General features: G+C 68.8%; 24 protein-coding genes and 1 tRNA gene. 18 read left to right on the forward strand and 7 right to left on the reverse strand.

Going from position 1 to position 22,119, the window contains the following annotated elements; all coding sequences use genetic code 11:
* Positions 1 to 2: 2 nt before the first annotated feature.
* The 6 genes from FFS15_RS02785 to era are packed head-to-tail and all read left to right on the forward strand — an operon-like array spanning position 3 to position 4,937.
* Positions 3 to 734 carry a 16S rRNA (uracil(1498)-N(3))-methyltransferase gene (locus FFS15_RS02785; RefSeq protein ID WP_137843484.1) on the forward strand — a complete coding sequence of 244 codons (732 nt, stop codon included), beginning with the start codon at positions 3 to 5 and terminating at the stop codon, positions 732 to 734.
* A 56-nt stretch (positions 735 to 790) separates the two neighbouring features.
* A complete protein-coding gene (locus tag FFS15_RS02790) occupies positions 791 to 1,138 on the forward strand; it encodes an HIT domain-containing protein (RefSeq protein WP_137843485.1) in 348 nt (115 codons plus the stop codon).
* A 40-nt stretch (positions 1,139 to 1,178) separates the two neighbouring features.
* Positions 1,179 to 2,204: a PhoH family protein gene (locus FFS15_RS02795; RefSeq protein WP_249353690.1), complete on the forward strand. Its 1,026-nt coding sequence runs from the start codon at positions 1,179 to 1,181 to the stop codon at positions 2,202 to 2,204.
* Complete coding sequence (ybeY, locus tag FFS15_RS02800) at positions 2,201 to 2,668, forward strand: rRNA maturation RNase YbeY (RefSeq protein ID WP_137843487.1); 468 nt, start codon at positions 2,201 to 2,203, stop codon at positions 2,666 to 2,668. The genes FFS15_RS02795 and ybeY overlap by 4 nt, the downstream gene beginning before the upstream one ends.
* Positions 2,665 to 4,026, forward strand: a complete 1,362-nt coding sequence (locus FFS15_RS02805) for a hemolysin family protein (protein ID WP_137843488.1) — start codon at positions 2,665 to 2,667, stop codon at positions 4,024 to 4,026. Before ybeY ends, FFS15_RS02805 begins: the two co-directional genes overlap by 4 nt.
* A complete protein-coding gene (gene era / locus FFS15_RS02810; RefSeq protein ID WP_137843489.1) occupies positions 4,023 to 4,937 on the forward strand; it encodes a GTPase Era in 915 nt (304 codons plus the stop codon). The genes FFS15_RS02805 and era overlap by 4 nt, the downstream gene beginning before the upstream one ends.
* Here the strand turns inward: era and FFS15_RS02815 are convergent, their stop codons facing one another.
* Positions 4,938 to 5,567, reverse strand: coding sequence for a hypothetical protein (locus FFS15_RS02815; protein ID WP_137843490.1), 630 nt, complete (start codon positions 5,565 to 5,567; stop codon positions 4,938 to 4,940).
* 217 nt (positions 5,568 to 5,784) lie between these two features.
* Between FFS15_RS02815 and leuA the strand changes: the two genes are divergently transcribed.
* Positions 5,785 to 7,545 carry a 2-isopropylmalate synthase gene (gene leuA, locus FFS15_RS02820; protein WP_137843491.1) on the forward strand — a complete coding sequence of 587 codons (1,761 nt, stop codon included), beginning with the start codon at positions 5,785 to 5,787 and terminating at the stop codon, positions 7,543 to 7,545.
* A 3-nt stretch (positions 7,546 to 7,548) separates the two neighbouring features.
* Here leuA and FFS15_RS02825 read toward each other — a convergent pair whose 3' ends face one another.
* Positions 7,549 to 8,187, reverse strand: a complete 639-nt coding sequence (locus tag FFS15_RS02825) for a YrhK family protein (RefSeq protein WP_137843492.1) — start codon at positions 8,185 to 8,187, stop codon at positions 7,549 to 7,551.
* A 34-nt stretch (positions 8,188 to 8,221) separates the two neighbouring features.
* On the opposite strand from FFS15_RS02825, the gene FFS15_RS02830 reads away from it, so the two are divergent.
* Positions 8,222 to 9,646 (forward strand): glutamate decarboxylase, encoded by a 1,425-nt coding sequence (locus FFS15_RS02830; protein WP_137843493.1) that lies wholly within the window; start codon positions 8,222 to 8,224, stop codon positions 9,644 to 9,646.
* Between the two features lie 3 nt (positions 9,647 to 9,649).
* Here the strand turns inward: FFS15_RS02830 and FFS15_RS02835 are convergent, their stop codons facing one another.
* Genes FFS15_RS02835 through FFS15_RS02845 form a run of 3 tightly spaced genes read right to left on the reverse strand, consistent with a single transcriptional unit; the run spans position 9,650 to position 11,438 of the window.
* Entirely contained in the window at positions 9,650 to 10,336 is a 687-nt protein-coding gene (locus tag FFS15_RS02835) for a TRIC cation channel family protein (protein ID WP_137843494.1), read from the reverse strand.
* A 20-nt stretch (positions 10,337 to 10,356) separates the two neighbouring features.
* The gene (locus FFS15_RS02840) at positions 10,357 to 10,989 is read right to left on the reverse strand and encodes a hypothetical protein (protein WP_137843495.1); all 633 of its coding nucleotides are present in this window, start codon (positions 10,987 to 10,989) and stop codon (positions 10,357 to 10,359) included.
* Positions 10,986 to 11,438, reverse strand: a complete 453-nt coding sequence (locus FFS15_RS02845) for a MarR family transcriptional regulator (RefSeq protein WP_171013061.1) — start codon at positions 11,436 to 11,438, stop codon at positions 10,986 to 10,988. The genes FFS15_RS02840 and FFS15_RS02845 overlap by 4 nt, the downstream gene beginning before the upstream one ends.
* Positions 11,439 to 11,536: 98 nt before the next feature.
* Here FFS15_RS02845 and recO point away from each other — a divergent pair, with 98 nt between their 5' ends.
* The 5 genes from recO (at position 11,537) to FFS15_RS02870 (ending at position 15,556) form a co-directional block, all read left to right on the forward strand.
* Positions 11,537 to 12,277: a DNA repair protein RecO gene (recO, locus tag FFS15_RS02850; protein ID WP_137843497.1), complete on the forward strand. Its 741-nt coding sequence runs from the start codon at positions 11,537 to 11,539 to the stop codon at positions 12,275 to 12,277.
* Complete coding sequence (locus FFS15_RS02855; protein ID WP_137843498.1) at positions 12,274 to 13,086, forward strand: isoprenyl transferase; 813 nt, start codon at positions 12,274 to 12,276, stop codon at positions 13,084 to 13,086. Before recO ends, FFS15_RS02855 begins: the two co-directional genes overlap by 4 nt.
* Positions 13,087 to 13,183: 97 nt before the next feature.
* Positions 13,184 to 13,834, forward strand: a complete 651-nt coding sequence (locus tag FFS15_RS02860; RefSeq protein WP_137843499.1) for a hypothetical protein — start codon at positions 13,184 to 13,186, stop codon at positions 13,832 to 13,834.
* Between the two features lie 74 nt (positions 13,835 to 13,908).
* Positions 13,909 to 14,829: a hypothetical protein gene (locus tag FFS15_RS02865; protein WP_137843500.1), complete on the forward strand. Its 921-nt coding sequence runs from the start codon at positions 13,909 to 13,911 to the stop codon at positions 14,827 to 14,829.
* Between the two features lie 46 nt (positions 14,830 to 14,875).
* Complete coding sequence (locus FFS15_RS02870; protein ID WP_137843501.1) at positions 14,876 to 15,556, forward strand: DsbA family oxidoreductase; 681 nt, start codon at positions 14,876 to 14,878, stop codon at positions 15,554 to 15,556.
* On the opposite strand, the gene FFS15_RS02875 is transcribed toward FFS15_RS02870, so the two are convergent.
* A complete protein-coding gene (locus tag FFS15_RS02875) occupies positions 15,553 to 16,056 on the reverse strand; it encodes a glutathione peroxidase (RefSeq protein ID WP_137843502.1) in 504 nt (167 codons plus the stop codon). The genes FFS15_RS02870 and FFS15_RS02875 overlap by 4 nt on opposite strands.
* Before the next feature lie 49 nt (positions 16,057 to 16,105).
* On the opposite strand from FFS15_RS02875, the gene dusB reads away from it, so the two are divergent.
* The 5 genes from dusB to FFS15_RS02900 all read left to right on the forward strand — a co-directional run bounded on the left by dusB (position 16,106) and on the right by FFS15_RS02900 (position 21,458).
* The gene (dusB, locus tag FFS15_RS02880; protein WP_249353671.1) at positions 16,106 to 17,281 is read left to right on the forward strand and encodes a tRNA dihydrouridine synthase DusB; all 1,176 of its coding nucleotides are present in this window, start codon (positions 16,106 to 16,108) and stop codon (positions 17,279 to 17,281) included.
* The gene (locus FFS15_RS02885; RefSeq protein WP_137843504.1) at positions 17,271 to 18,629 is read left to right on the forward strand and encodes a deoxyguanosinetriphosphate triphosphohydrolase; all 1,359 of its coding nucleotides are present in this window, start codon (positions 17,271 to 17,273) and stop codon (positions 18,627 to 18,629) included. Before dusB ends, FFS15_RS02885 begins: the two co-directional genes overlap by 11 nt.
* Positions 18,629 to 20,485 carry a DNA primase gene (gene dnaG / locus FFS15_RS02890; protein ID WP_137843505.1) on the forward strand — a complete coding sequence of 619 codons (1,857 nt, stop codon included), beginning with the start codon at positions 18,629 to 18,631 and terminating at the stop codon, positions 20,483 to 20,485. Before FFS15_RS02885 ends, dnaG begins: the two co-directional genes overlap by 1 nt.
* A 47-nt stretch (positions 20,486 to 20,532) precedes the next feature.
* On the forward strand, positions 20,533 to 21,321 hold the full coding sequence (locus tag FFS15_RS02895) for an ATP-binding cassette domain-containing protein (protein WP_137843506.1): 789 nt from the start codon (positions 20,533 to 20,535) through the stop codon (positions 21,319 to 21,321).
* Between the two features lie 64 nt (positions 21,322 to 21,385).
* A tRNA-Asn gene (locus tag FFS15_RS02900) sits at positions 21,386 to 21,458 on the forward strand.
* 57 nt (positions 21,459 to 21,515) lie between these two features.
* Here the strand turns inward: FFS15_RS02900 and def are convergent.
* On the reverse strand, positions 21,516 to 22,082 hold the full coding sequence (def, locus tag FFS15_RS02905; RefSeq protein WP_137843507.1) for a peptide deformylase: 567 nt from the start codon (positions 22,080 to 22,082) through the stop codon (positions 21,516 to 21,518).
* Between the last annotated feature and the right edge of the window lie 37 nt (positions 22,083 to 22,119).

Below are 22,119 nucleotides of genomic sequence, written 5' to 3' on the forward strand. Positions count from 1 at the left end.
GGATGCCGCTGCACTTCCTCCTCGACGAGCAGGTCACGGCCGGACCCGGTGATGCCGTCGTGCTCACCGGTTCTGAGGCCCACCACGCGGCGACCGTACGCCGTGTGCGCGTCGGCGAGGAGGTGACGGTCGGCGACGGCCGCGGCGCGTGGCTCGCCGGGGTCGCAGAATCGGTCACACCCCGAGAGGTCGTCGTGCGCGTCGCGTCGCGGACGGATGCGGCAGCCCCGCATCCGCGCATCGTCCTCGTTCAGGCTCTCGCGAAGGGCGACCGCGACGAACTCGCGGTGCAGGCTGCGACCGAGCTCGGCATCGACGAGATCGTGCCGTGGCAGGCGGCGCGCAGCGTTTCGCGATGGGACGCGGCCAAGGCCGCCAAGGGGCGCGACCGCTGGGCGGGCATCGTCCGTGAGGCTGCGAAGCAGGCGCACCGCCCGTGGGTGCCGATCGTCGCCGAGCTCACGGCCACCCGCGCGCTCACCGTCCGCGCAGCGCATTCGCGCGTTCTCGTGCTCGAGCCGACGGCATCCACCGCACTCACCGCCGTCGACTTCGACGACGACCGCGACATCGTGCTGGTCGTCGGTCCCGAGGGCGGGGTCGCCGCCGAAGAACTGGCTTCACTCGAAGAGGCCGGGGCGATGCTCGTGCGGCTCGGCGACAGCGTGCTGCGCACGTCGACCGCCGGACCCGCCGCGCTCGCGGTGGTCAGCGCCGCGCTCGGACGCTGGTGACGGCGCCGCGGGATCGCCGCCCGCCCGACACCGGAGCCCGTCGGTAGACTTGGCGCATGAGCGATCCCTCGATCTTCACGCGCATCCGCAACGGAGAGATCCCCTCCGAGATCGTCGCAGAGACCGAGAACACGTTCGCGATCCGCGACATCGCACCCCAGGCGCCTGTGCACCTCCTCGTCATCCCGAAGACCGAGGAGTACCGCAACGTCGTCGAACTGGCCGCCGGTGACCCCGCGCTGCTGGCGGAGCTCGTGGGGCTGGCGAACAGCCTCGCAGCAGAGCACTCCGACGGGGATTTCCGCCTCGTCTTCAATACCGGCCCGAACGCGGGTCAGACCGTCTTCCACGTCCATGCGCACGTGCTGGCCGGGGGACTTCACGAGAGAAGCGTCGGTGGCTGACGAACCTACGATCGACCGCGTCTACGCCGACGGCGTGGCGATGGTGCAGCTGCTCGGACCGCAGGACCGCCTTCTGCGCGTCGTCGAGCGCGAGCACCCCGGCGTGGACGTCCACGTCCGCGGCAACGAGATCACCCTCACGGGCGAAGCGGATGCCGTCGCAGCGGCGCGCACGCTGGTGGACGAGCTGCTCGCCATGACCAAGGCCGGGCACGATCTCGGTCCGGTCGATGTGTCGTCCTCGAGCCGCATCCTGCGCTCCGAGGGCGGCCCCCGCCCGTCGGAGGTGCTCGGCGAGGCGATCCTCTCGTCGCGCGGGAAGATCATCCGCCCGAAGACCCTCGGGCAGAAGGCCTACGTCGACGCGATCGAGGAGAGCACGATCGTCTTCGGCATCGGTCCGGCCGGTACCGGCAAGACCTACCTCGCGATGGCGAAGGCGGTGCAGGCGCTCCAGCGCAAGGAGGTCAGTCGGATCATCCTGACGCGTCCGGCCGTCGAGGCGGGCGAGCGGCTCGGCTTCCTCCCCGGGACCCTGACCGACAAGATCGATCCGTACCTGCGCCCTCTGTACGACGCGCTCAACGAGATGCTCGACCCCGAACTCGTTCCGAAGCTCATGGCGAGCGGCACGATCGAGGTCGCCCCTCTCGCGTACATGCGCGGCCGGACGCTGAACGACTCGTTCGTCGTGCTGGACGAGGCCCAGAACACGACCCCCGAGCAGATGAAGATGTTCCTCACGCGCCTCGGCTTCGGCACCCGGATGGTCGTCACCGGCGACATCACCCAGGTGGACCTGCCGCAGGGCGCCTCGGGGCTGCGGCTCGTCACGCGTGTCCTGAACGAGATCGAAGACATCCACTTCGCGTATCTCACGAGCGCTGACGTCGTGCGCCACACGCTGGTCGGGCGCATCGTCGACGCCTACAGCGAGTACGACGAGCGACGCCTGTCGGCCCGTCGCGAGAGGGACGAGGCCTCCGAGTTCGCCAATCGTGCGGAACGCCGAGGCGGCCGCGCCTCGGGTCCCCATGACCACCTTCCCAAGCGAGGACGCTCATGACGATCGAGATCAGCAACGAGTCCGGCATCGCGGTCGACGAGACCGTGCTCCTGCGCCTGATGGAGTACAACCTCGCCGAGCTGCACGTGAGCGCCGACGCCGACGTGGCGATCCTCCTGGTCGACGAAGGCGCCATGGAGTCGCTGCATGTGCAGTGGATGGACGAGCCCGGACCGACCGATGTGCTGAGCTTCCCGATGGACGAGCTGCGTCCGGGCACCGAGGACATGCCGACCCCTGCCGGACTGCTCGGCGACATCGTGCTGTGCCCGCAGGTCGCCGAGGCGCAGGCGGTCGCGGCGAAGCACTCCAGCATGGACGAGCTCGTCATGCTCACCACGCACGGACTCCTGCACCTCCTGGGCTTCGACCACGCCGAGCCCGAGGAGGAGCGTGAGATGTTCGGACTCCAGCGCGAGCTGATCTCAGGCTTCCAGTCTTCGGAGCGTCGTAGACGCGCATGACCGCCGCCTTCCTCCTCGTCGTCGCGGCGCTGCTGCTCGGATTCGGGGCGCTCATGGTCGCCATCGATGCAGCCCTGACGGTGACTTCGCGAGCCGATCTCGCCGAGCTCTCCGCAGGCGGCCGCAACGCGAAATCACTCGATCGGATCGCAGCCGACCCCGAGGCCCATGCCAATGCCGTGATCTTCATCCGCGTGCTCGCCGAGACGACGGCTGCCGTGCTGGTCACCGTCGCATTCACGATCCTGTTCGAGAGCATCTGGTGGGCGATGCTCGCCGCTGCGGTGCTGATGACCGGCGTCTCGTACGTCGTCGTCGGCGCAAGCCCGCGCACGATCGGCCGTCAGCACGCGAAGGGACTCCTTCGGGGTGCGGCGCCCGTGGTTCGGGGTGTCCGCATCATCCTCGGACCACTCGCGCACGGACTCGTAGCGCTCGGCACGCGGATCACACCGGGCGCACGCGGCACGTCCTTCGCATCGGAGGAGCAGCTGCTCAGCATCATCGACGAGGCCGCCGAGAACGCGCTCATCGAACAGGACGACCGCGCCCTCATCCACTCGGTGTTCGACTTCACCGAGACCTTCGTGCGGGCGGTGATGGTCCCGCGCACCGACATGGTGACGGTCGACGCCTCGGCGTCCACGCGCGAGGCCATGGCGATCTTCCTCGACAAGGGCGTCTCGCGGGTGCCGATCGTCGACGACGACGCCGACGACGTCGTCGGGGTGCTCTACCTAAAGGATCTGGTCCAGTTCGGATTCCGCGATGAAGCCGGCTGGCGCGACGCTCCGATCAGCCGCATCGCGCGACCGGCCATCTTCGTTCCCGAGTCCATGAAGGCCGAGACGCTGCTGCAGCAGATGAAGCGCGACGCCGTGCACGTGTGCCTCGTCATCGACGAGTACGGCGGCGTGTCGGGGCTGGTCACGCTCGAGGACCTCATCGAGGAGCTTGTGGGCGAGATCGCCGACGAGTACGACCCGCGCGCCGACGAGGTGACCGAGCTCGCGCCGGGTCACTACCGCGTCAGCTCGCGACTGGGCCTCGACGAGGTGGGCGACCTCTTCGGCATCGACGTCGAGGACGAGGACGTGGACTCGATCGGCGGCCTGCTCGGAAAGGCTCTCGGGCGCATCCCGCAGCCGGGATCCACGGCCGAGTTCGCCGGACTCGTGATGACCGGGGGCGCCTCGCTCGGCCGTGGCCGGGGGATCGCGACCGTGTTCGTCGAGCGCGGCGAGGGCGTCGAGTCGGCCGACGCGGCATTCAGCCGTGCACCGCGCACCGGCGAGATCAGGGTGGTGACGCCTCGCACCGGCGAGACGCGCGCCACGAAGAAGGGGGAGCGGTCATGACGTCGCACGCATCCGAGAACATCGACGCAAGATCGGGGTTCGTGACCTTCGTCGGCCGCCCCAATGTCGGCAAGTCGACCCTTACGAACGCCTTGGTGGGCGAGAAGGTCGCGATCACGAGCGACAAGCCGCAGACCACGCGGCGCGCGATCCGCGGCATCCTGAATCGGCCAGCGGGCCAGCTGGTGATCGTCGACACGCCCGGCCTCCACAAGCCGCGCACCCTCCTCGGCGAGCGGCTGAACAGTCTCGTCGAGCAGGTGCTCGGGGACGTCGACGTGATCGGCTTCTGCGTGCCTGCGACCGAGAAGGTCGGCCCCGGCGATCGGCGCATCGCCGAGTCCCTCGACGGGTATTCGCGTGCTCGCAAGGTCGCGATCGTCACCAAGACGGATGCGGCGAGCCGCGATCAGATCACCGAGCGCCTCCTCGAGGTAGACGGGCTCCGCGACGACTGGGCGGCCGTCATCCCGCTCTCGGCGCTCACGCGCGACCAGCTCGACGTACTCACCGATGAACTGCTGGGAATGATGCCCCGCGGACCCGCCCTGTATCCCGAGGGCATCGTCACGGATGAGTCGACCGAGGACCGGATCGCCGAGATCATCCGAGAAGCGGCGCTCGACGGCGTCCGCGACGAACTGCCCCACTCCATCGCCGTGATGGTCCAGGAGATCCGAGATCGCGAGAACAGCGATCTCACCGACGTCTTCGCCGACATCGTCGTCGAGCGCGACAGCCAGAAGGCGATCATCATCGGCCACAAGGGATCACGCCTTCGCGATGTCGGAGCCCGCGCTCGCTCCGGGATCGAGCCGCTGCTCGGATCGCGCGTCTTCCTCTCCCTCCACGTGCGCGTCGCGAAGGAGTGGCAGCGCGATCCGAAGCAGCTGGGGCGGCTGGGCTTCTGATCAGCCGTCGAGGCTGCGCAGCGCCGAGCGGATTATCACGACGCCCGGCCCATAGTCGTCGTCGGCGGCATCCTGCCAGGTGCCGTCGTCCCACACGACGTCCACCCACAGCCAGCCGTCGTCGGGGTAGGACCCGAGGTACGCGTCGCCGAGCAGATCGGGAAGGGCCTCCTGGATCTCGAGGAGCTCGGACTCCTCGCCCTCGCCGGGCTCGCCGCCGGTGGGGTCGGGCGCCATCATCGGGTCGTAGAGGGCGAGCATGATCGGCGGCTGGGTGACGGTGAACTCCTCGCCGTCGAAGGTGCCCTGCAGCGCGTATGCGCCCCACGTCGTCTCCTCCGACGATTCGGCGCCCTCGACCCCGTCCCACGACCAGCCGTTCAGCGGGATGCCCGAGCACTGCGGCGGGTACGACTCGGCGATCGCACCGAGGCAGAGCTCAACGGCGCCGGAGACGTCCATGACCGTGCCCTGCGCCATCACCTCCCCCTCCGGTGGAGCGGGCCAGAGCGATCCGAGCGACGCGCCGTCGGGCGCGTCGGATGCCACGGAGGTGGCGCAGCCGGAAAGGGCGATGACGAGGACTGCCCCCGCAGCGAGTGCGGCGATGGGTCGACGATGACGGTTCATACCCCGAGAGTGTCCGGGGTCGAGGTATCGTCTCGGGGGTTCTCAAGGCGACGCTGTTCGTCGCGAGGTTCGCACCGGTGGAGCCGCGGGTGTACCCTGGGCGCATGCGTGCAGGCTCGCTGCTTCTCCTTAGCTGCCGCGACGAGGCCTCGATCTAGGGCCATCCTCGTCGCGGAGCTTGTCGTCGGCCCTCACCTGACGAGAGAAATGCGACATCATGGAGAACAACCAGCGCCCCTCGGGGATGCCGACCCACAAGTACCGCCCGTATCACGAGCAGATCGCGGTGCACCTGCCCGATCGCACCTGGCCTGATGCCAGGATCACCGCCCCGCCGCGATGGTGCGCGGTCGACCTCCGCGACGGGAACCAGGCGCTCATCGACCCGATGAGCCCTGAGCGCAAGCGGATCATGTTCGATCTGCTCGTTCGCATGGGCTACAAGGAGATCGAGGTCGGGTTCCCTTCGGCCAGCCAGACGGACTTCGACTTCGTGCGCCAGCTGATCGAAGAGAATCTCATCCCCGACGATGTGACGATCCAGGTGCTCACGCAGGCGCGCGCCCACCTGATCGAGCGCACCTACGAATCGATCGCCGGCGCGAAGCAGGCGATCGTGCACCTCTACAACTCCACGAGCGTCCTGCAGCGCGACGTGGTATTCCGCACCGACAAGCAGGGGATCATCGACATCGCCGTCGAGGGCGCGCGGCTGTGCCGCGAGTACGAGAACCGGATTCCCGAGACTGCGGTCTACTACGAGTACTCGCCCGAGAGCTACACCGGCACCGAGCTCGAGTTCGCGGTGGAGGTGTGCAATCAGGTGCTCGAGGTGTTCGAGCCGACACCCGAGCGCAAGGTCATCATCAACCTGCCGGCGACCGTCGAGATGGCGACGCCCAACGTCTACGCCGACTCGATCGAGTGGATGAGCCGTCACCTCGCCCACCGCGACAACGTCATCCTGTCTCTGCATCCCCACAACGACCGGGGGACGGCGATCGCCGCCGCCGAACTGGGCTACATGGCCGGCGCCGACCGGATCGAGGGGTGTCTGTTCGGCAACGGGGAGCGCACCGGAAACGTCGACCTCGTCGCGCTCGGCATCAACCTGCTGACGCAGGGGATCGATCCGCAGATCGACTTCGGCGACATCGACCAGGTGAAGCGCACGGTCGAGTACTGCAACCAGCTGCCGGTGCCCGAGCGCAGCCCGTGGGCCGGCGACCTCGTGTTCACCGCCTTCAGCGGCTCGCACCAGGACGCGATCAAGAAGGGCTTCGAGGCGATGGAGGCCCGGGCCGCGGAAGCGGGCGTCACGGTCGACGACATCGAATGGGCCGTACCGTACCTGCCGATCGATCCGAAGGACCTCGGCCGGTCGTACGAGGCGGTGATCCGCGTGAACTCGCAGTCGGGCAAGGGCGGCGTGGCATACCTGCTCAAGAGCGACCACGCCCTCGACCTGCCGCGACGCCTCCAGATCGAGTTCTCGGGGGTGGTCCAGGCGAAGACGGATGCCGAGGGCGGCGAGGTCACGAGCGGGCAGATCTGGTCGATCTTCTCCGACGAGTACCTGCCCTCCGACATCGCCCACGAGCGGTGGGGTCGCTTCGAGCTTCTGGCGACGAGCACCCGCAGCGATATGTCGGGCGATGTGTCCCTGGATGTCACCCTCCGTGACGGCGAGGCACGCTTCGACTCCGCCGGCCACGGCAACGGTCCCGTGGCGGCGTTCCTCGACATCGTGCGTTCGCAGGGCTTCGACATCACGCTGTACGACTATGTCGAGCACGCGCTCAGCTCGGGCGGCGATGCTCAGGCGGCCGCCTATGTCGAACTGCAGGTCGACGGCGAGCGACTCTGGGGTGTCGGCATCGACGGCGACATCTCGACGGCATCCCTCAAGGCGATCGTGTCGGGCGTGAACCGCGCGATCCGCACGCGGGAGCGCGCGAGCGCGTTCGCCGGAGTCTAGACGCTACGCGCGCTCAGCCGCGGAGACCTCTCTGCGGCTGAGCAGCGCCGCGGCGAGGAAGCACAGGGCGCCCAGGAACGTGCCGAGGTTCGCCCACATCATGTCGACCGGATCGCCTGTGGACGGCATGACGTAGGCGCCGATCGCGGAGATGCCGAAGAACACCGAGCCCGCCATGTTGAGCCAGGTGCATCGCCACGTCCGGGCGTGCGGGTCCCACAGGCCTTCCCGCTCAGTCGTGGCGACCACGGCGAGCGAACTCGCCACGAGGAAGCAGATCGATCCCCAGGCATCGGGAAGCCAGCCGCCCATGCCGGGCAGCTCGGGCTGCAGTGCGGCCACGAGCGCGGCGATCGTGCTGAGGTTGAACAGCAGGGTTCCGGCGAACTGCACGGCCGCGGACCACCAGTCAGAGCGATCGGCTCGTGTCGAACCGAGGCGCGGGGGTCGACGACCGCTCAACGCCAGTTGGATGAACGCGGCGAGCGTGAAGAACACAGCCCCCGCCACGAAGGTGGCGTTCGTCGCGACCAGGCCGACGGCGTCCGCGTACCACGGCAGAGAACCTGCCGCGAAGAACGTCGACCCGATCGCGAATCCCCACGCTTCACGTCGGAGGCGGATGCTGGGAGGAGACGGCATGCGGTCAGACTAGAGGCCCGATAGCGTGTCGGCCATGACGACCACTCCGCACACGCCTCGCCGGCACGACCCGGCACACGCTTTCACCGGGATCGGCGATCAGAACCAGCTGAATCCGCTGTTCGCCCGCATCGGCGAGGCGACGGACTTTCCGCTCAACACCCTGCCGCCCGGCGAATCGCTCCCCGAGACCGCGTACCAGATCGTCCACGACGAGGCGATGCTCGACGGCAACTCGCGTCTCAATCTCGCCACCTTCGTCGGCACCTGGATGGATCCGCAGGCGAATCAGCTCTACAGCGAGACCGCCGACAAGAACATGATCGACAAGGACGAGTATCCGCAGACGGCCGCGATCGAGACGCGCTGCTGGAAAATGCTCGCATCGCTGTGGAACGCGCCCGACGCCGAGAAGGCCGTCGGGACGTCGACGATCGGCTCGTCCGAAGCATGCATGCTCGGCGGTCTCGCCCTCAAACGGCGTTGGCAGCACTCCCGTCGGTCCGCAGGCCTTTCGACCGATCGCCCCAACCTGGTGCTATCGAGCGCGGTCCAGGTGTGCTGGGAGAAGTTCTGCAACTACTGGGACGTCGAGGCTCGGTACGTCCCGATCTCGCGTGAGCACGGATGCCTCGACGGCTTCGAGCTCGAGAAGTACGTCGACGAGAACACCATCGGCGTCGTCGCCATCATGGGCGTCACCTACACCGGCGTGTACGAGCCGGTCGCGAAGATCGCCGCTGCGCTGGATCGCATCGAGGCCGAGACCGGGCTCGACATTCCGATCCACGTGGACGGAGCATCGGGGGCGATGATCGCGCCGTTCCTCCAGCCCGACCTGGAATGGGACTTCCGCCTCGAGCGCGTGGCATCCATCAGCACCTCGGCCCACAAGTACGGGCTCGTCTACCCGGGACTCGGGTGGGTGGTCTGGCGCACGACGGGCGACCTTCCGAGCGACCTCGTCTTCGACGTGACCTACCTCGGCGGCCACATGCCGACGTTCGCGCTGAACTTCTCGCGTCCAGGTGCGCAGGTGCTGCTCCAGTACTACCTGTTCCTCCGGCTCGGCTGGGACGGCTACTACCGCGTGCAGAAGGCATCGCAGGACGTGGCCGTCTTCCTCGCCCGGGCGATCGGGGAGATGCCCGCCTTCGATCTGTGGAACGACGGCACTGACATCCCGGTCTTCGCGTGGCGACTGACCGAGGGATACACGCAGAAGTGGAACCTCTACCACCTCTCGGAGCGGCTGCGCCTCAAGGGGTGGCTGATCCCGGCCTACCCCATGCCCGACGACCTCACAGACGTCGTGGTGCAGCGCATCGTGGTGCGCAACGGACTCAGTCGCAATCTCGCGGAGAGCCTGCTCGCCGACATCGAGGAAGCGGTCGCGTATCTCGATGCGCTCGAATCGCCCATGCCGACAGAAGGACTGGTATCGACCTTCACGCACTGACTCTCACTGCTTGACGATCGGGATCGCCGAGGTCTCGACCGCGACCTTGCGGCGATAGAGCGCCCGCTGCTCCGGCAGCGAGATGTCGAAGATCACGGCGAGCAGGCGGAACACCGTGGTGACCGCCACGCCGATGATCGCCGAGACGACGAGGTCGGCGCCGAAGGCGTGTACGACAGCGAGGGTGAGGCAGCCGGCGCCGGCGGCGACGGCGTAGAGCGAGCCGACGTGCATGATCGCGACCGGCAGGCCCATGATCATGTCGCGCAGGATGCCGCCGCCGACCGCCGCGCACACCCCCACGAAGACTGCGGGAACCAGGGGCAGGCCGAGGGCGAGTGCCTTCGACGTGCCGAATGCACCGAACATGCCGATCACGAGCGCATCGAGTCCGACGATGACGGCGTTGAGGCGCTGGAAGACGCCGGCCAGCAGCATCCCGAACAGCGCCGCCCCCGTCGCCGTGAGGAGGTACCAGTTGCTCTGAAGCGTGGTGGGGGTGACATTGAGGAGCAGGTCGCGGATGAGCCCGCCGCCCATTCCGACGACCACCCCGATGATCGCGACGCCGAGCAGATCGAGCCTGCGCTGACCACGGAACCCGGAGGCGAACAGGGCACCCTGGATGCCGCCGAGTCCGACGGCGATGAGGTCCGCCCACAGGGGGATCACGAAGATCGGCTCGTCCACCCCTCCATTGTCGGGGCGGGTCAGGGGATGTGCGTGCGCACCGCCGAGAGGAACCCCTCGAGATCGTCGACCCACAGGCGGACGGCGTCGAATTCGACGACATCGTCGCCGAACCGGGCGGTCAGCGGGTGCTCGAGCCGAATGAGCACATTGGCCTCGTTCTGAGTGCGCAGCGCCAGCGTGCGACCGTGCTCTTCATCGCGCACGCGCGGCGCCTTCTCGGTCACATCCCGTGATGGCTCGACCGACTCGACGACATCCCACGACAGGTCGATGTCGACATCGGCCCCGTAGCGGGCGCGGATCCCGTCGGGCCCGACGGCATGCGGGCGCGTGAGGAAGCTGAGCAGAAGGCCCAGCATCCACGTGACTCCCCAGATGCCGAGCGCCAGAAGCGGGATGCGCACCCACGGCCACGGGTGCACGATGAGGTCGATCACCGGGATCTCGATCGCCGACAGCACGATGAAGACGACGAGGATCGTGAGGATGGGGGAGTGGTACGTGAACGCGTCCGCACCGTGGGGAACCCGCGGGCGGCGGAAGCCCCAGCGGTACAGGCTCTTCCAGATCCCGACTTCGGCACGCCACGCGGCGCGGGCGAGGCGCGCGACCGTCGTGCCGACGTGGCGGGGCGTGGTCTCGACAGTCATTCGGCTCGTGCCGCCTCGTGCTCGGCGATCAGCCGCTCGAGGTTGGCTCGGATGGCCTCGAGCCCGCGGATCGTGGTCGCTACGGTCGCCTCGTCGAGGCCGGCGAGCAGATCGGATCCGAGCGCCGTGTGCTCTGCGTTCATCGTCTCCATGATCGACAGCCCGCGCTCAGTGAGATGGACGTGCACCGCACGGCGATCGGTCGGATGCGGCTCGCGGCGTGCGAGGTCGGTCGCCTCGAGACCGTCGACGAGCGCCGTGACGTTGCGGGGCGTGACCGCGAGAGCCTCGGCGAGCTGCACCTGGGTCGCCGGGCCGCCGTGGAAGAGCACCCACATCAGGTGGGTGCGGGCCGTGGTCAGCCCCCGGCGGTCGAGCTCGCGGTCCTGGTCTGCTTGGAGCGTGTGCGTCACCGACAGCAGCAGGTCGAGGATGTTTGATTCCGACATAGTGAACAGCATACATTGTGTCTAAACTGCGCCAAACCCCTGGCGCGTGCTCGGGCGCGGCAGCCCCGTCCCGGGCGCACGCCGACGATAATTGAGGGGTGCCCACCTACCGTGACGAGGTCGTGGTTCTGCGCACCCACAAGCTGGGTGAGGCGGACCGGATCGTCACCCTCCTCAGTCGCCGCCACGGCAAGCTCCGTGCGGTCGCGAAGGGCGTGCGGCGCACGTCGTCGCGCTTCGGCGCGCGGCTCGAACCCTTCATGGTGGCCGACGTCCAGCTGTACCAGGGACGTTCGCTCGACATCGTGCAGCAGGCCGAGTCGATCGGCTCGTACGGCGCCGACATCGCCGTCCACTACGACCGCTACACCTCGGCCCACGCCATGGTCGAAGCGGCCGACCGTCTCAACGAGGCCGAAGCCACGCCCCAGCAGTACCTGCTGCTGGTCGGCGGACTCAGAGCTCTGTCGAAGGGCGAACACGCCTCTCGCAGCATCCTCGACTCTTATCTCCTGCGCGCCATGGCACTGTCGGGCTGGGCGCCGTCGCTCGTCGAGTGCGCGCGATGCGGCGCGGCCGGGCCGCATGACGCGTTCGTCGCACAGCTCGGCGGCACGGTGTGCCGCGACTGCGCACCGACCGGGTCGGCGCGCCTCGACGCGCAGACGGCCGGACTCCTGCGCTCCCTCATGGCCGGCGAGTGGGATGACGTGGATGCCGCGACCGCCGGCACCGGAGCGGCGGCATCCGGTCTGATCGCGGCCTACGCGCAGTGGCATCTGGAACGCGGCATCCGCTCACTCGCACACGTGTCTGCGCCGCAGGGGGAGAACCGATGACGCCGAAGCCCTACACGCATCGGGATGCCGTGCCCTACCGTCCGATCGACTGGACGGGCCTGTATCCTCCCGCGTTTCCCGCCCAGGGCGTGCCTCGCCACGTCGCCATCGTGATGGACGGCAATGGGCGCTGGGCGAATCGTCGCGGACTCACACGGGTCGAGGGACACAAAGCAGGTGAAGCCGCCCTTCTCGATGTGGTCGCCGGCGCGGTCCAAGCCGGCGTGACGCATCTGTCGGTCTACGCCTTCTCGACGGAGAACTGGTCTCGTTCGCCCGACGAGGTCCGCTTCCTCATGGGATTCAATCGCGATGTCCTCCATCGACGCCGCGACCAGCTCAACGAGTGGGGCGTACGGGTGCGGTGGGCGGGCCGCAGGCCGCGGCTGTGGTCCAGTGTCATCAAGGAGCTGCAGTACGCCGAGCAGCTGACGGCGGGCAACGACACCCTGACCCTCACGATGTGCGTCAACTACGGCGGCCGCGTGGAACTGGTCGACGCGATGCGGACCATCGGCGACGACATCGCCGCCGGACGCCTGAAGCCCTCGGCGGTCACCGAGAAGCTCATCGCGAAGCGCCTCTACGTGCCGGACATGCCCGATGTCGATCTGTTCATCCGCTCGAGCGGCGAGCAGCGCACCTCGAACTTCCTCCTGTGGGAGTCGGCCTACGCCGAGTTCGTGTTCCTCGACAGGCTCTGGCCGGACTTCTCGCGCACCGATCTCTGGCAGGCGATCGAGCTCTACCTCGATCGAGACCGACGGTTCGGCGGCGCGGTCGACACCCCCGACTCCACCGGCGTCTGACGGCACCTGTTCCGGATCGCGCTGTGGGCGTATCCTGCGAGCGTCACCGCGCTCCTCTCCTCTAGGAGCGCGACCGCGCTCCGACAGGAGGTGCGTCATGTCCGCTGCGTCGCGTTCGCGTGCGATCATCGTCGCTCTCACGCTTCTGCTGACACTGTCAGGGTGCGCGCCCGCCGGCGGTGACGGCGCTCCCGATCCGGTGGCGACGGCGGACGCAGGTCAGGATGCCGCCGACGACGACACCGACGCGGGCGACGGCCAGGACTCCGATGACGGGGACGCAGGCTCTGACGGCGCCGAAGATCCGGTGCAGGAGCAGGTGCGCACCGGCCCGGTCGCCGACTACGGCGGTCCCGCCTACGGCGACCAGGGCGAGGCCGAGATCGTCGAGGAGGGCGTGTGGTGCAAGACGATCGCGGTCTTCTGGGGCGGTGACGTGGCCGTCCCCGAGGGCGTGCGCTTCACCTTCGACGAGGCTGTGCCCGATCGGGCGGGGCTTGCGGTGGAGGATGGTGTCTGCGGAACGCTCGGCGCCACGACGTCGTGCGTGGGGCTTACCGTCGAGGCGAACGAGTCCGGGATCTTCTGCAGTCTGACCCTCCGCCCCGGCGACGACTTCGAGGACGGCACGACGATCACGTTCATCGGCACGCTCGAGTGCCCGACCGTCGAGGCATGCGACGCGGTCGCCACGCGCACCGTCGAGCCCGGCCCTCCGATCGTCGTGAACACCCCGGCGGGTGGATGATGGCTCGGCTCGGCTCACGGGCACGATCGACCGAAGCACCGACACCGGAGCCCGCCCCCGGCCCCGTGCCGCCCGTGGCCTCCCCACCGACGGGGCTCGGTTTCGAGAAGTGGATGGGCTTCCTCTCGTCGTTCGTCGCGCCGCTGACGCTCGTGACGGCGCTGCTGTTCTACTTCGGCTATGTCTCCACGCGTGAGTTCTTCCGTTATTTCGGCATTGACGTCGACATCATCGGGATGAGCTCGCAGGAGTTCGTCATGCGCAGCCCCGGGGCCCTGTTCATCCCGGTCATGGTGCTGCTCCTGCTGGCGGCCGCCCTCATTGTGGCGCACCGACGGCTGCGCGACCACCTGAGCATGCAGACGCCCGATCGAAGGCGCCGCACGATCGGCGCGTTCGCCTGGACGGGAATCGGGTTCCTCCTCGCCGGCCTCGCCCTCGCGTTCGTGATGCCGCTGCTCGCTGGCTGGGACTATGCGATGCTGCTCACGCCGCTGCTGCTGGCCATCGGCGCAGGGCTCTCCGCCTACGCCGCGTCCACGGCACGGAGCCTCGGCAGCACCGGCGTGGGCCGGAGCGTGGTCGTCCTCCTGGTGCTCGTGATGGTCGCCGGCACCTTCTGGTCGACGGCGACGGTGGCGCAGTGGTGGGGGCGCGGGCAGGCTCGCGCACTCGCATCGGATCTTCGCGCGCTGCCCGCGGTCATCCTCGACACGCGCGAGCGCATTTTCCCCGGGAACTCGGCGATCGGATTCCAAGAGCTTCAGCCCGCGGCATCCGACACGCCGAACGACGACGGGTCCACGCCCGTCGCCCCCGCCATGACCCACGGCTACCGGTACTCGGGCCTGCGGCTGCTGGCACAGGGTGGCGGACGCCTGTACCTCGTCCCCGACGAGTGGTCGCCGAACGCATCGACACTCGTCGTGTCGTACGACGACGTGCGTGTGCGCTTCCGATTCGTGCCCGATGCGGACGCCCCGACAGATCCGTGATGCACCGGTGGAATAGTCGCGCACGTGATCGCCGTTGTCCTTGAGCATGACGGATGCGATCAAGATCGACGTGTGGAGCGACATCGCCTGCCCCTGGTGCTACATCGGCAAGCGGAATCTCGAGAAGGGGCTCGAAGCGGCATCCGCAGACGAGGACGCACCCGTCGTCGAGGTGACGTTCCACTCGTTCGAACTCTCGCCCGATACGCCCGTCGACTTCGTCGGCGGAGAGGCCGAGTACCTCTCGAGCCACAAGGGCATCTCGACGGCACAGGCGAACCAGATGCTCGAGCGGGTGACCGGTGTCGCTGCCGCGGCGGGCCTGGAGTACCGGTTCGATCTGCTCCAGCACACCAACACCGTCAAGGCGCACGAACTGCTGCACTTCGCGAAGGAGCAGGGCCGTCAGCACGAGCTGGCCGAGAGGCTGATGTCCGCCTACTTCACCGAGGGCCGCCACCTCGGCCGCGAGGATGAACTGGTCGCCCTCGCAGTCGATGCCGGACTCGATGCCGACGCCGCGCGGGAGGCTCTCGCGAGCGGTCGCTACCTCGCGGCGGTGCGGGCAGATCAGCAGCAGGCGATCTCCTACGGCATCAGCGGCGTGCCGTTCTTCGTGATCGACGCCACCTACGGCGTCTCGGGAGCCCAGCCGCCCGAGGCGTTCGCCGACATCGTGCGACAGGTCTGGAGCGAGCGCCGAGCGATGGCTGTCGTCGACGGCTAGCGCGGAAGGCTTCGCTCGATGACCTCGACGATCGCGGGGTCATCAGGCTTGACGCTGGGACGGAACCGGTGAACGGCACCCTCGGGTGTGAGAACGAACTTCTCGAAGTTCCACAGGATCGGTCCGGTGTTGCCCTCGGCGTCGTCGGCCTTCTTCAGAGCCTTGTACAGCGGCGCCGCCTTGCCGCCGTTGACCTTGACCTTGTCGAAGACGGGGAAGGACACACCCCACGTCATCGAGCAGTACTCGAGGATCTCGTCCATCGAGCCGGGCTCCTGACCCATGAACTGATTGCAGGGGAAGCCGAGCACGGTGAACCCGCGGTCTGCGTATGCCCGCTGCAGCTGCTCGAGCTGCTCGTACTGCGGCGTGAGCCCGCACTTGGAGGCGACGTTGACGATGAGCAGGACATCGTCGCCGTAGTCGGCAAGTGTGGCAGTGCCGCCGTCGGCGGTCTGGAACGGGATCTCGCGCACGTCGGTCTTGGTCGCCTCGGTCATCTCCCCAGGCTAAAGCCTCGCCGCACCCGTACAGCGTGCGTCTGAAAGAATGGATGCCGTGACCACTGCCACCGCCCCCGCGCGCACTCTGCGCATCGGGCCCATCGAGCTCGACGCGCCGGTCGTGCTCGCCCCGATGGCGGGCATCACCAACACCGCGTTCCGGCGCCTGTGCCGCGAGTACGGCGCCGGCCTCTATGTCAGCGAGATGATCACGTCTCGCGCGCTGGTTGAGCGGAACGCCACCACGATGCGCCTCATCACCCACCACGAATCCGAGAAGCCGCGGTCGATCCAGCTCTACGGTGTCGATCCCGCGACGGTCGAGGGCGCTGTGCGCGTCCTCGTGGAAGAGGATCGCGCCGACCACATCGACCTCAACTTCGGGTGCCCGGTGCCCAAGGTGACCCGGAAGGGCGGCGGGGCCGCGCTGCCGTGGAAGCTCGAGCTCTTCCGCGACATCGTCACCCGCGCCGCGCGGGCCGCGGGCGACATCCCCCTCACCGTGAAGATGCGCAAGGGCATCGACGGCGATCACCTCACGTACCTCGACGCGGGGCGCATCGCCGAGGATGCCGGCGTGGCGGCCGTCGCCCTGCATGCGCGCACCGCCGCCGAGTTCTATTCGGGTCAGGCCGATTGGTCTGCCATCGCGAAGCTCAAGCAGGTCGTCACCAGCGTTCCCGTGCTCGGCAACGGCGACATCTGGGCGGCCGAGGACGCCGCGCGCATGATGAGCGAGACCGGCTGCGACGGCGTCGTCGTCGGGCGCGGGTGCCTCGGCAGACCGTGGCTCTTCGGCGACCTGGCGCGTGCGCTCGGTACGCCCGCCGCAGCATCCGGCGCCCCGGTCGACGCGACGCTCGGCTTCGTGGCTCAGGCTTTCCGTCGCCACGCCGAGCTGCTCGTCGAGTTCTTCGAGAGCGAAGAGCGCGGGTGCCGCGACATCCGCAAGCACGTCGCGTGGTATTTCAAGGGCTATCCGGTCGGCGGAGACACGCGCGCACGGCTCGCGACGGTGTCGACCCTCGCCGAGATCGACGAACTGCTCGCCACTCTCGAGCTCGAAGCCCCGTACCCCGGCGCCGCTGCGGAGGGCCAGCGCGGACGCGCCGGCACACCGAAGCGCCCGGCGCTGCCCGACGGCTGGCTCGACTCGCGACAGCTCGGCGCCGAGGCGTCGTGCGCCCTCGCCGAAGCAGAACTCGACCACAGTGGCGGGTGACGGCGCCGCGGACGCGGCACCCGCGGTGCGGCCGGTCGGCTACGACGAGCACGATGCCGAGCGATTCCACTCCGAGACGCATCGGTCGCAGCGTGACGGATTCGCCCGCGATCGGGCACGTGTGCTGCACTCGGGGGCCCTCCGCCGCCTCGCTGCGAAGACACAGGTGCTGAGCCCCGCGAGCCCCGCTGACTTCGCACGCAACCGCCTCACCCACTCGCTCGAGGTCGCGCAGGTCGGTCGCGAGCTCGCGACCTCGCTGCACCTCGCGGCCGACGTCGTGGACGCGGCCTGCCTCAGCCACGACCTCGGCCACCCGCCGTTCGGTCACAACGGCGAGCGGGCGCTCAACGAGTGGGCCGAGGACATCGGCGGCTTCGAGGGGAACGCGCAGACGCTCCGCATCGTGAGCAGGCTCGAGCCGAAGGTCTTCGACGCGATCGGCGGCAGCTTCGGGCTCAATCTCACCCGCGCGAGCCTCGACGCCACGTGCAAGTACCCGTGGACGGCCGACCAGCCCCTCCCGGATCCGGGAGGGCGGCTGAAGTTCGGCGTCTACCCCGAGGACGAGGCTGTCTTCCGGTGGATGCGGGCCGGCGCGCCGGGCCGCGTCCGGTGCATCGAGGCCGAGGTGATGGATCTCTCCGACGACATCGCCTATTCGGTGCACGACTTCGAGGACGCGATCGTCAACGGCTACCTCGATCCCGCTCGCCTCGCGGATCCGGCCGAGCACGCCGCGCTGCTGACGGCGATCCAAACGTGGGTGGGCTTCGACTTCTCGCGGGACGAGCTGGAGGACGCGCTGTATCGCCTCATGCGCCTGCCCGAGTGGATCTCGTCGTTCGACGGGACGCGCGCCTCGCTCGCCCGCCTGAAGAACCTCACCTCCGACCTCATCGGGCGCTTCGCCCGGGCGGCGACCACGGCCACGCGCGATGCCTACGGCACGTCGACGCTCACCCGCTACCGCGCGCACGTCATCGTGCCGCGAGTCGTCGAGGCTGAGATGGCTGTGCTCAAGGGCATCATCGGGGCCGTGGTCGTCTCGATCGACGGGCGCAAAGATCTCTACAAGGAGCAGCGGCGCGCTCTCAAGCGGGTCGCGTCGGCGCTGTGGGAGCGACCCGACGCCCTCGATTCCCTTCACGCGGCGGACTTCGCGGAGGCGGAGACGGATGCCGCGAGACGCCGTGTCGTCGTCGACCAGGTCGCCAGCCTCACCGATCAGCTCGCGATCTCATGGCACGGCGGACTCGTCGGCGAGATCGATGCGGCATCCCTCGGGGTGTGGGCTCCCGGTGCCCGCGCGGGCACCGGCCGATCCGGCGCGATCGGGCGGCCCTGATGGCGGGACGCATCCGGCAGGCCGATGTCGACGAGGTCAAGGCTCGCACGAACATCGCCGACATCATCGGCGAGCGGGTCGCGCTCAAGCCCGCCGGCGTCGGGTCGCTGAAGGGACTCTGCCCGTTCCACGACGAGCGCAGCCCGAGCTTCAACGTGCGGGCGCAAGCGGGGTTCTACCACTGCTTCGGATGCGGCGAGTCCGGTGACGTGTACTCGTTCCTCCGCAAGATGGACCACCTCTCGTTCACCGAGTCGGTCGAGCGCCTCGCCGGGCGCATCGGATTCGCCCTGCACTACGAGGACGGCGGCGCGGCGCCCGAGAACACCGGCCGGACGAGGCTCTATGCCGCGAACGCGGCCGCCGCCGAGTTCTTCCGCGGCCAGTTGGCCACGGCGGAGGCGGACGCCGCGCGCCGCTTCCTCGGCGAACGGGGATTCGATGCGGGGGCGGCCGCCCATTTCGGCGTCGGCTACGCACCGCGGGGATGGTCGGGGATGCACGCGGCCCTGCGGGCAGCGGGCTACAGCGATGAGGAGCTGAGCGCAGCGGGTCTCGTCTCTCAGGGCCAGCGTGGCGTCTACGACCGCTTTCGTGGTCGCGTGGTCTGGCCGATCCGCGATGTCACCGGCCAGGTCATCGGGTTCGGCGCGCGGCGTCTTTTCGACGACGACAACGGGCCGAAGTATCTCAACACTCCCGAGACGACGATCTACAAGAAGGCGCAGGTTCTCTACGGCCTCGACCTCGCCAAGCGCGACATCTCGCGGGATCATCGCGTCGTCGTCGTCGAGGGCTACACCGACGTGATGGCCTGCCATCTCGCCGGCATCACGACCGCGATCGCCACTTGCGGCACGGCGTTCGGGTCAGACCACATCACCGTGCTCCGCCGCGTCATGGGCGACGACTCGGCCGCGGGAGAGGTGGTGTTCACCTTCGACCCGGATGCCGCCGGGCAGAAGGCTGCCCTGCGCGCCTTCGCCGATGCGAAGCGCTTCAACGCCCAGACATACGTCGCCACCGGACCCGAGGGTCTCGACCCGTGCGATCTGCGGCTCGAGCGCGGCGACGGCGCCGTGCGCGCACTCATGGACGCCAAGGTGCCGATGGTCGAGTTCGTGCTCGATCAGCGGATCGCCGGCTACGACCTCGCCAGCGTCGAGGGCCGCATCGGGGCGCTCCGCACGGCAGCGCCCGTCGTGGCGGAGCTTCGGGATCCGCTGCTGCAGCCCGAATACATCCGCGTGCTCGCACGCCGACTCGGCCTCGATACCGAGGACGTACGCCGGGAGGTCGAACGCGTCGGGCGCGGCGGCGGCAGCAGCAGTCCACGCCGCGACGAGCCCGCGGATGCGGTCGACCCGGGCGACGAGCCGGTCGTGCGCGTGACACTGGCCTCGCTGCCGCGCACGGCGGATGCCGCTCTCGAACGGGACGCGCTCATGGGCTTCCTGCAGTTCGGCCACCGTCTCGAACCGGCGCTGATCACCCGTGCTGTCGCCCTGCCCTTCCGGCACCAGGCGCTCGACGCCGTCCGGGTTGCCGTCCAGCAGACACCCGACATGCAGCGCCCGGGGTGGGCGGTGGATGCGGTCGGCACGGTGCGCGAGCCGTTCCGCTCACTCGCCGCCGAGCTTCTCGCCGCCGACTTCCCGGCGCTGAACGATGACGCGGCTCTCTCATCGGCGTCGGATCTTGCCCGCCGGCTCGCGATCCGCGCGCTCAACAGCGAGAAGTCCGAGCTGCTGGGCGCCATCCAACGCGTCGCACCCGGCTCGGAGGAAGGTCGCGGCATCCGGATCCGCCTCCGCGAACTCGACGCCGAGCGCCAGCGGCTCGCCACGGAGGATTGACCCCCACGTCGGTGGCGTCGAAGAGACGCACAGGGCAGGATGAAGAGATGCCTCGAGGACGAGAAGCCGATGCGGCGGTACGCGCCGCAGATCTTTCGATCGCTCGTTCCTCCCGGGGTATGCCCGCCCTCCGCGTCGTCGACGGCGTGTCATTCACCGTGCCACGCGCGAAGACGCTGGTCTTGATGGGCCCCACCGGCGCCGGAAAGTCGAGCCTCGCCGCAGTGCTGGCCGGCGAGTCCGACGCGGGGCTCGCCGTCGACGGGGGAGATGCGCTCGTCGAGGGGATCTCGGTGCGCAGGCCCGGACGGGCCCGTCGTCAGCTCACGTACTTCACCGGATACCTGCCCCAGTCGGCGGGTGCGCACCTGCCCGCGCGCCTGACCGTCGCCGAGGTCATCGGCGAGCCGATCACGAGCCGCGACCGCCGCGTGAACCAGCGCGCTCTCTCCGTGCGCGTAGCGACGCTGCTGGACGAGCTGATGCTCCCGCTCGGGGCCGCGGCGAAGTACCCGTACGAGCTGAGTGCGGGCATGCGCCAGCGTGTCGCGCTGGCGCGGGCTCTGGTTCTGCAGCCGCGGATCCTCGTCGCCGACGACCCGTTCGCAAACCTCGACGTCGAAGTGCGCCGCGCAGCCAGAGACGCGGTGCTGCGTCGTCGCGGTGAATTCGGCATGGCGTCGATCATCGTCACGAACGAGGCCGACCTCGTGCGCGATCTCGACGCCGATGTGCTCGTGTTGCGCGGCGGCCACACGGTCGCCTACGGACACGGCACCACGGACCTGCTGTGGACGCCGAGCGCCGAGGGCGATCACCGTCTCATGGCCTCCTGAGGTCACGAGCACCCTCTGCGATTTGCTACGATAGTGTGGTTGCCCGCGCGCAAGCGGGGCACATTCCTCCATAGCTCAATTGGCAGAGCAATCGGCTGTTAACCGATAGGTTCTTGGTTCGAGTCCAAGTGGGGGAGCGGATCGGCCTCGGGCTCCACCCCGGGGCCGTTCTTCGTTTCTGCGGCGTTTCGACCTCACGCGTCGAGGTCGTCGACCCCCGGCATCCATGCGTGGCCGGGCCTGCCCCAGCCGCGCTTTCGTGCGATCTTCTGCGCCGTCTTCCACTCGCCGTCGCCGAGGCGGTCGACGTAGAGGATGCCGTCGAGATGATCGAACTCGTGCTGCATGATCCGGGCGCGCCAGCCGTCCACCTCGATGCGGACGGGAGCCCCGTCGAGGTCGATTCCGGTGACGAGGACCGCCTCCGAACGTCGGAGCGGGAACCGCTCGCCGGGAAACGACAGGCAGCCTTCCGACTCGTCGTCGGGATCCGGCTCACCCGGCACCAGCGGACGCATCCACAGCTCGGGGTTGATCACGACACCGCGCCAGGGCAGGCCCGCGTCGTCCTCGTACATATAGGTGTAGATCCGCAGCGGGACGCCGACCTGGGGGGCTGCGAGTCCGACACCGGGAGCCGTATCCATCGTCTCGAACATGTCGGCGACGAGCGTGCGGACCTCATCGGTGATCGCCTCGACGGGCGAGGCAGGCGAGTGAAGGACGGGATCGCCCATGATGCGAATCGGGAGAACAGCCACGCCTTGAGCCTACCGAGCAGGGCCTGCGGCTAGGGTC

It is taken from the genome of Microbacterium sp. 2FI, from assembly GCF_005502885.1.
GTDB lineage: Bacteria > Actinomycetota > Actinomycetes > Actinomycetales > Microbacteriaceae > Microbacterium.

Excerpts from the sequence above, each read along its gene's own strand:
- FFS15_RS02855 (WP_137843498.1), top strand. The coding sequence starts at position 12,274 with ATGACGCCGAAGCCCTACACGCATCGGGATGCCGTGCCCTACCGTCCG.
- FFS15_RS02860 (WP_137843499.1), top strand. The coding sequence starts at position 13,184 with ATGTCCGCTGCGTCGCGTTCGCGTGCGATCATCGTCGCTCTCACGCTT.
- FFS15_RS02795 (WP_249353690.1), top strand. The coding sequence starts at position 1,179 with ATGGTGCAGCTGCTCGGACCGCAGGACCGCCTTCTGCGCGTCGTCGAG.
- dnaG (WP_137843505.1), top strand. The coding sequence starts at position 18,629 with ATGGCGGGACGCATCCGGCAGGCCGATGTCGACGAGGTCAAGGCTCGC.
- FFS15_RS02815 (WP_137843490.1), bottom strand. The coding sequence starts at position 5,567 with ATGAACCGTCATCGTCGACCCATCGCCGCACTCGCTGCGGGGGCAGTC.
- FFS15_RS02840 (WP_137843495.1), bottom strand. The coding sequence starts at position 10,989 with ATGACTGTCGAGACCACGCCCCGCCACGTCGGCACGACGGTCGCGCGC.
- leuA (WP_137843491.1), top strand. The coding sequence starts at position 5,785 with ATGGAGAACAACCAGCGCCCCTCGGGGATGCCGACCCACAAGTACCGC.
- FFS15_RS02895 (WP_137843506.1), top strand. The coding sequence starts at position 20,533 with ATGCCTCGAGGACGAGAAGCCGATGCGGCGGTACGCGCCGCAGATCTT.
- dusB (WP_249353671.1), top strand. The coding sequence starts at position 16,106 with ATGGATGCCGTGACCACTGCCACCGCCCCCGCGCGCACTCTGCGCATC.
- FFS15_RS02805 (WP_137843488.1), top strand. The coding sequence starts at position 2,665 with ATGACCGCCGCCTTCCTCCTCGTCGTCGCGGCGCTGCTGCTCGGATTC.
- era (WP_137843489.1), top strand. The coding sequence starts at position 4,023 with ATGACGTCGCACGCATCCGAGAACATCGACGCAAGATCGGGGTTCGTG.
- FFS15_RS02845 (WP_171013061.1), bottom strand. The coding sequence starts at position 11,438 with ATGTCGGAATCAAACATCCTCGACCTGCTGCTGTCGGTGACGCACACG.
- FFS15_RS02870 (WP_137843501.1), top strand. The coding sequence starts at position 14,876 with ATGACGGATGCGATCAAGATCGACGTGTGGAGCGACATCGCCTGCCCC.
- FFS15_RS02825 (WP_137843492.1), bottom strand. The coding sequence starts at position 8,187 with ATGCCGTCTCCTCCCAGCATCCGCCTCCGACGTGAAGCGTGGGGATTC.
- FFS15_RS02830 (WP_137843493.1), top strand. The coding sequence starts at position 8,222 with ATGACGACCACTCCGCACACGCCTCGCCGGCACGACCCGGCACACGCT.
- FFS15_RS02785 (WP_137843484.1), top strand. The coding sequence starts at position 3 with ATGCCGCTGCACTTCCTCCTCGACGAGCAGGTCACGGCCGGACCCGGT.
- FFS15_RS02790 (WP_137843485.1), top strand. The coding sequence starts at position 791 with ATGAGCGATCCCTCGATCTTCACGCGCATCCGCAACGGAGAGATCCCC.
- ybeY (WP_137843487.1), top strand. The coding sequence starts at position 2,201 with ATGACGATCGAGATCAGCAACGAGTCCGGCATCGCGGTCGACGAGACC.
- FFS15_RS02875 (WP_137843502.1), bottom strand. The coding sequence starts at position 16,056 with ATGACCGAGGCGACCAAGACCGACGTGCGCGAGATCCCGTTCCAGACC.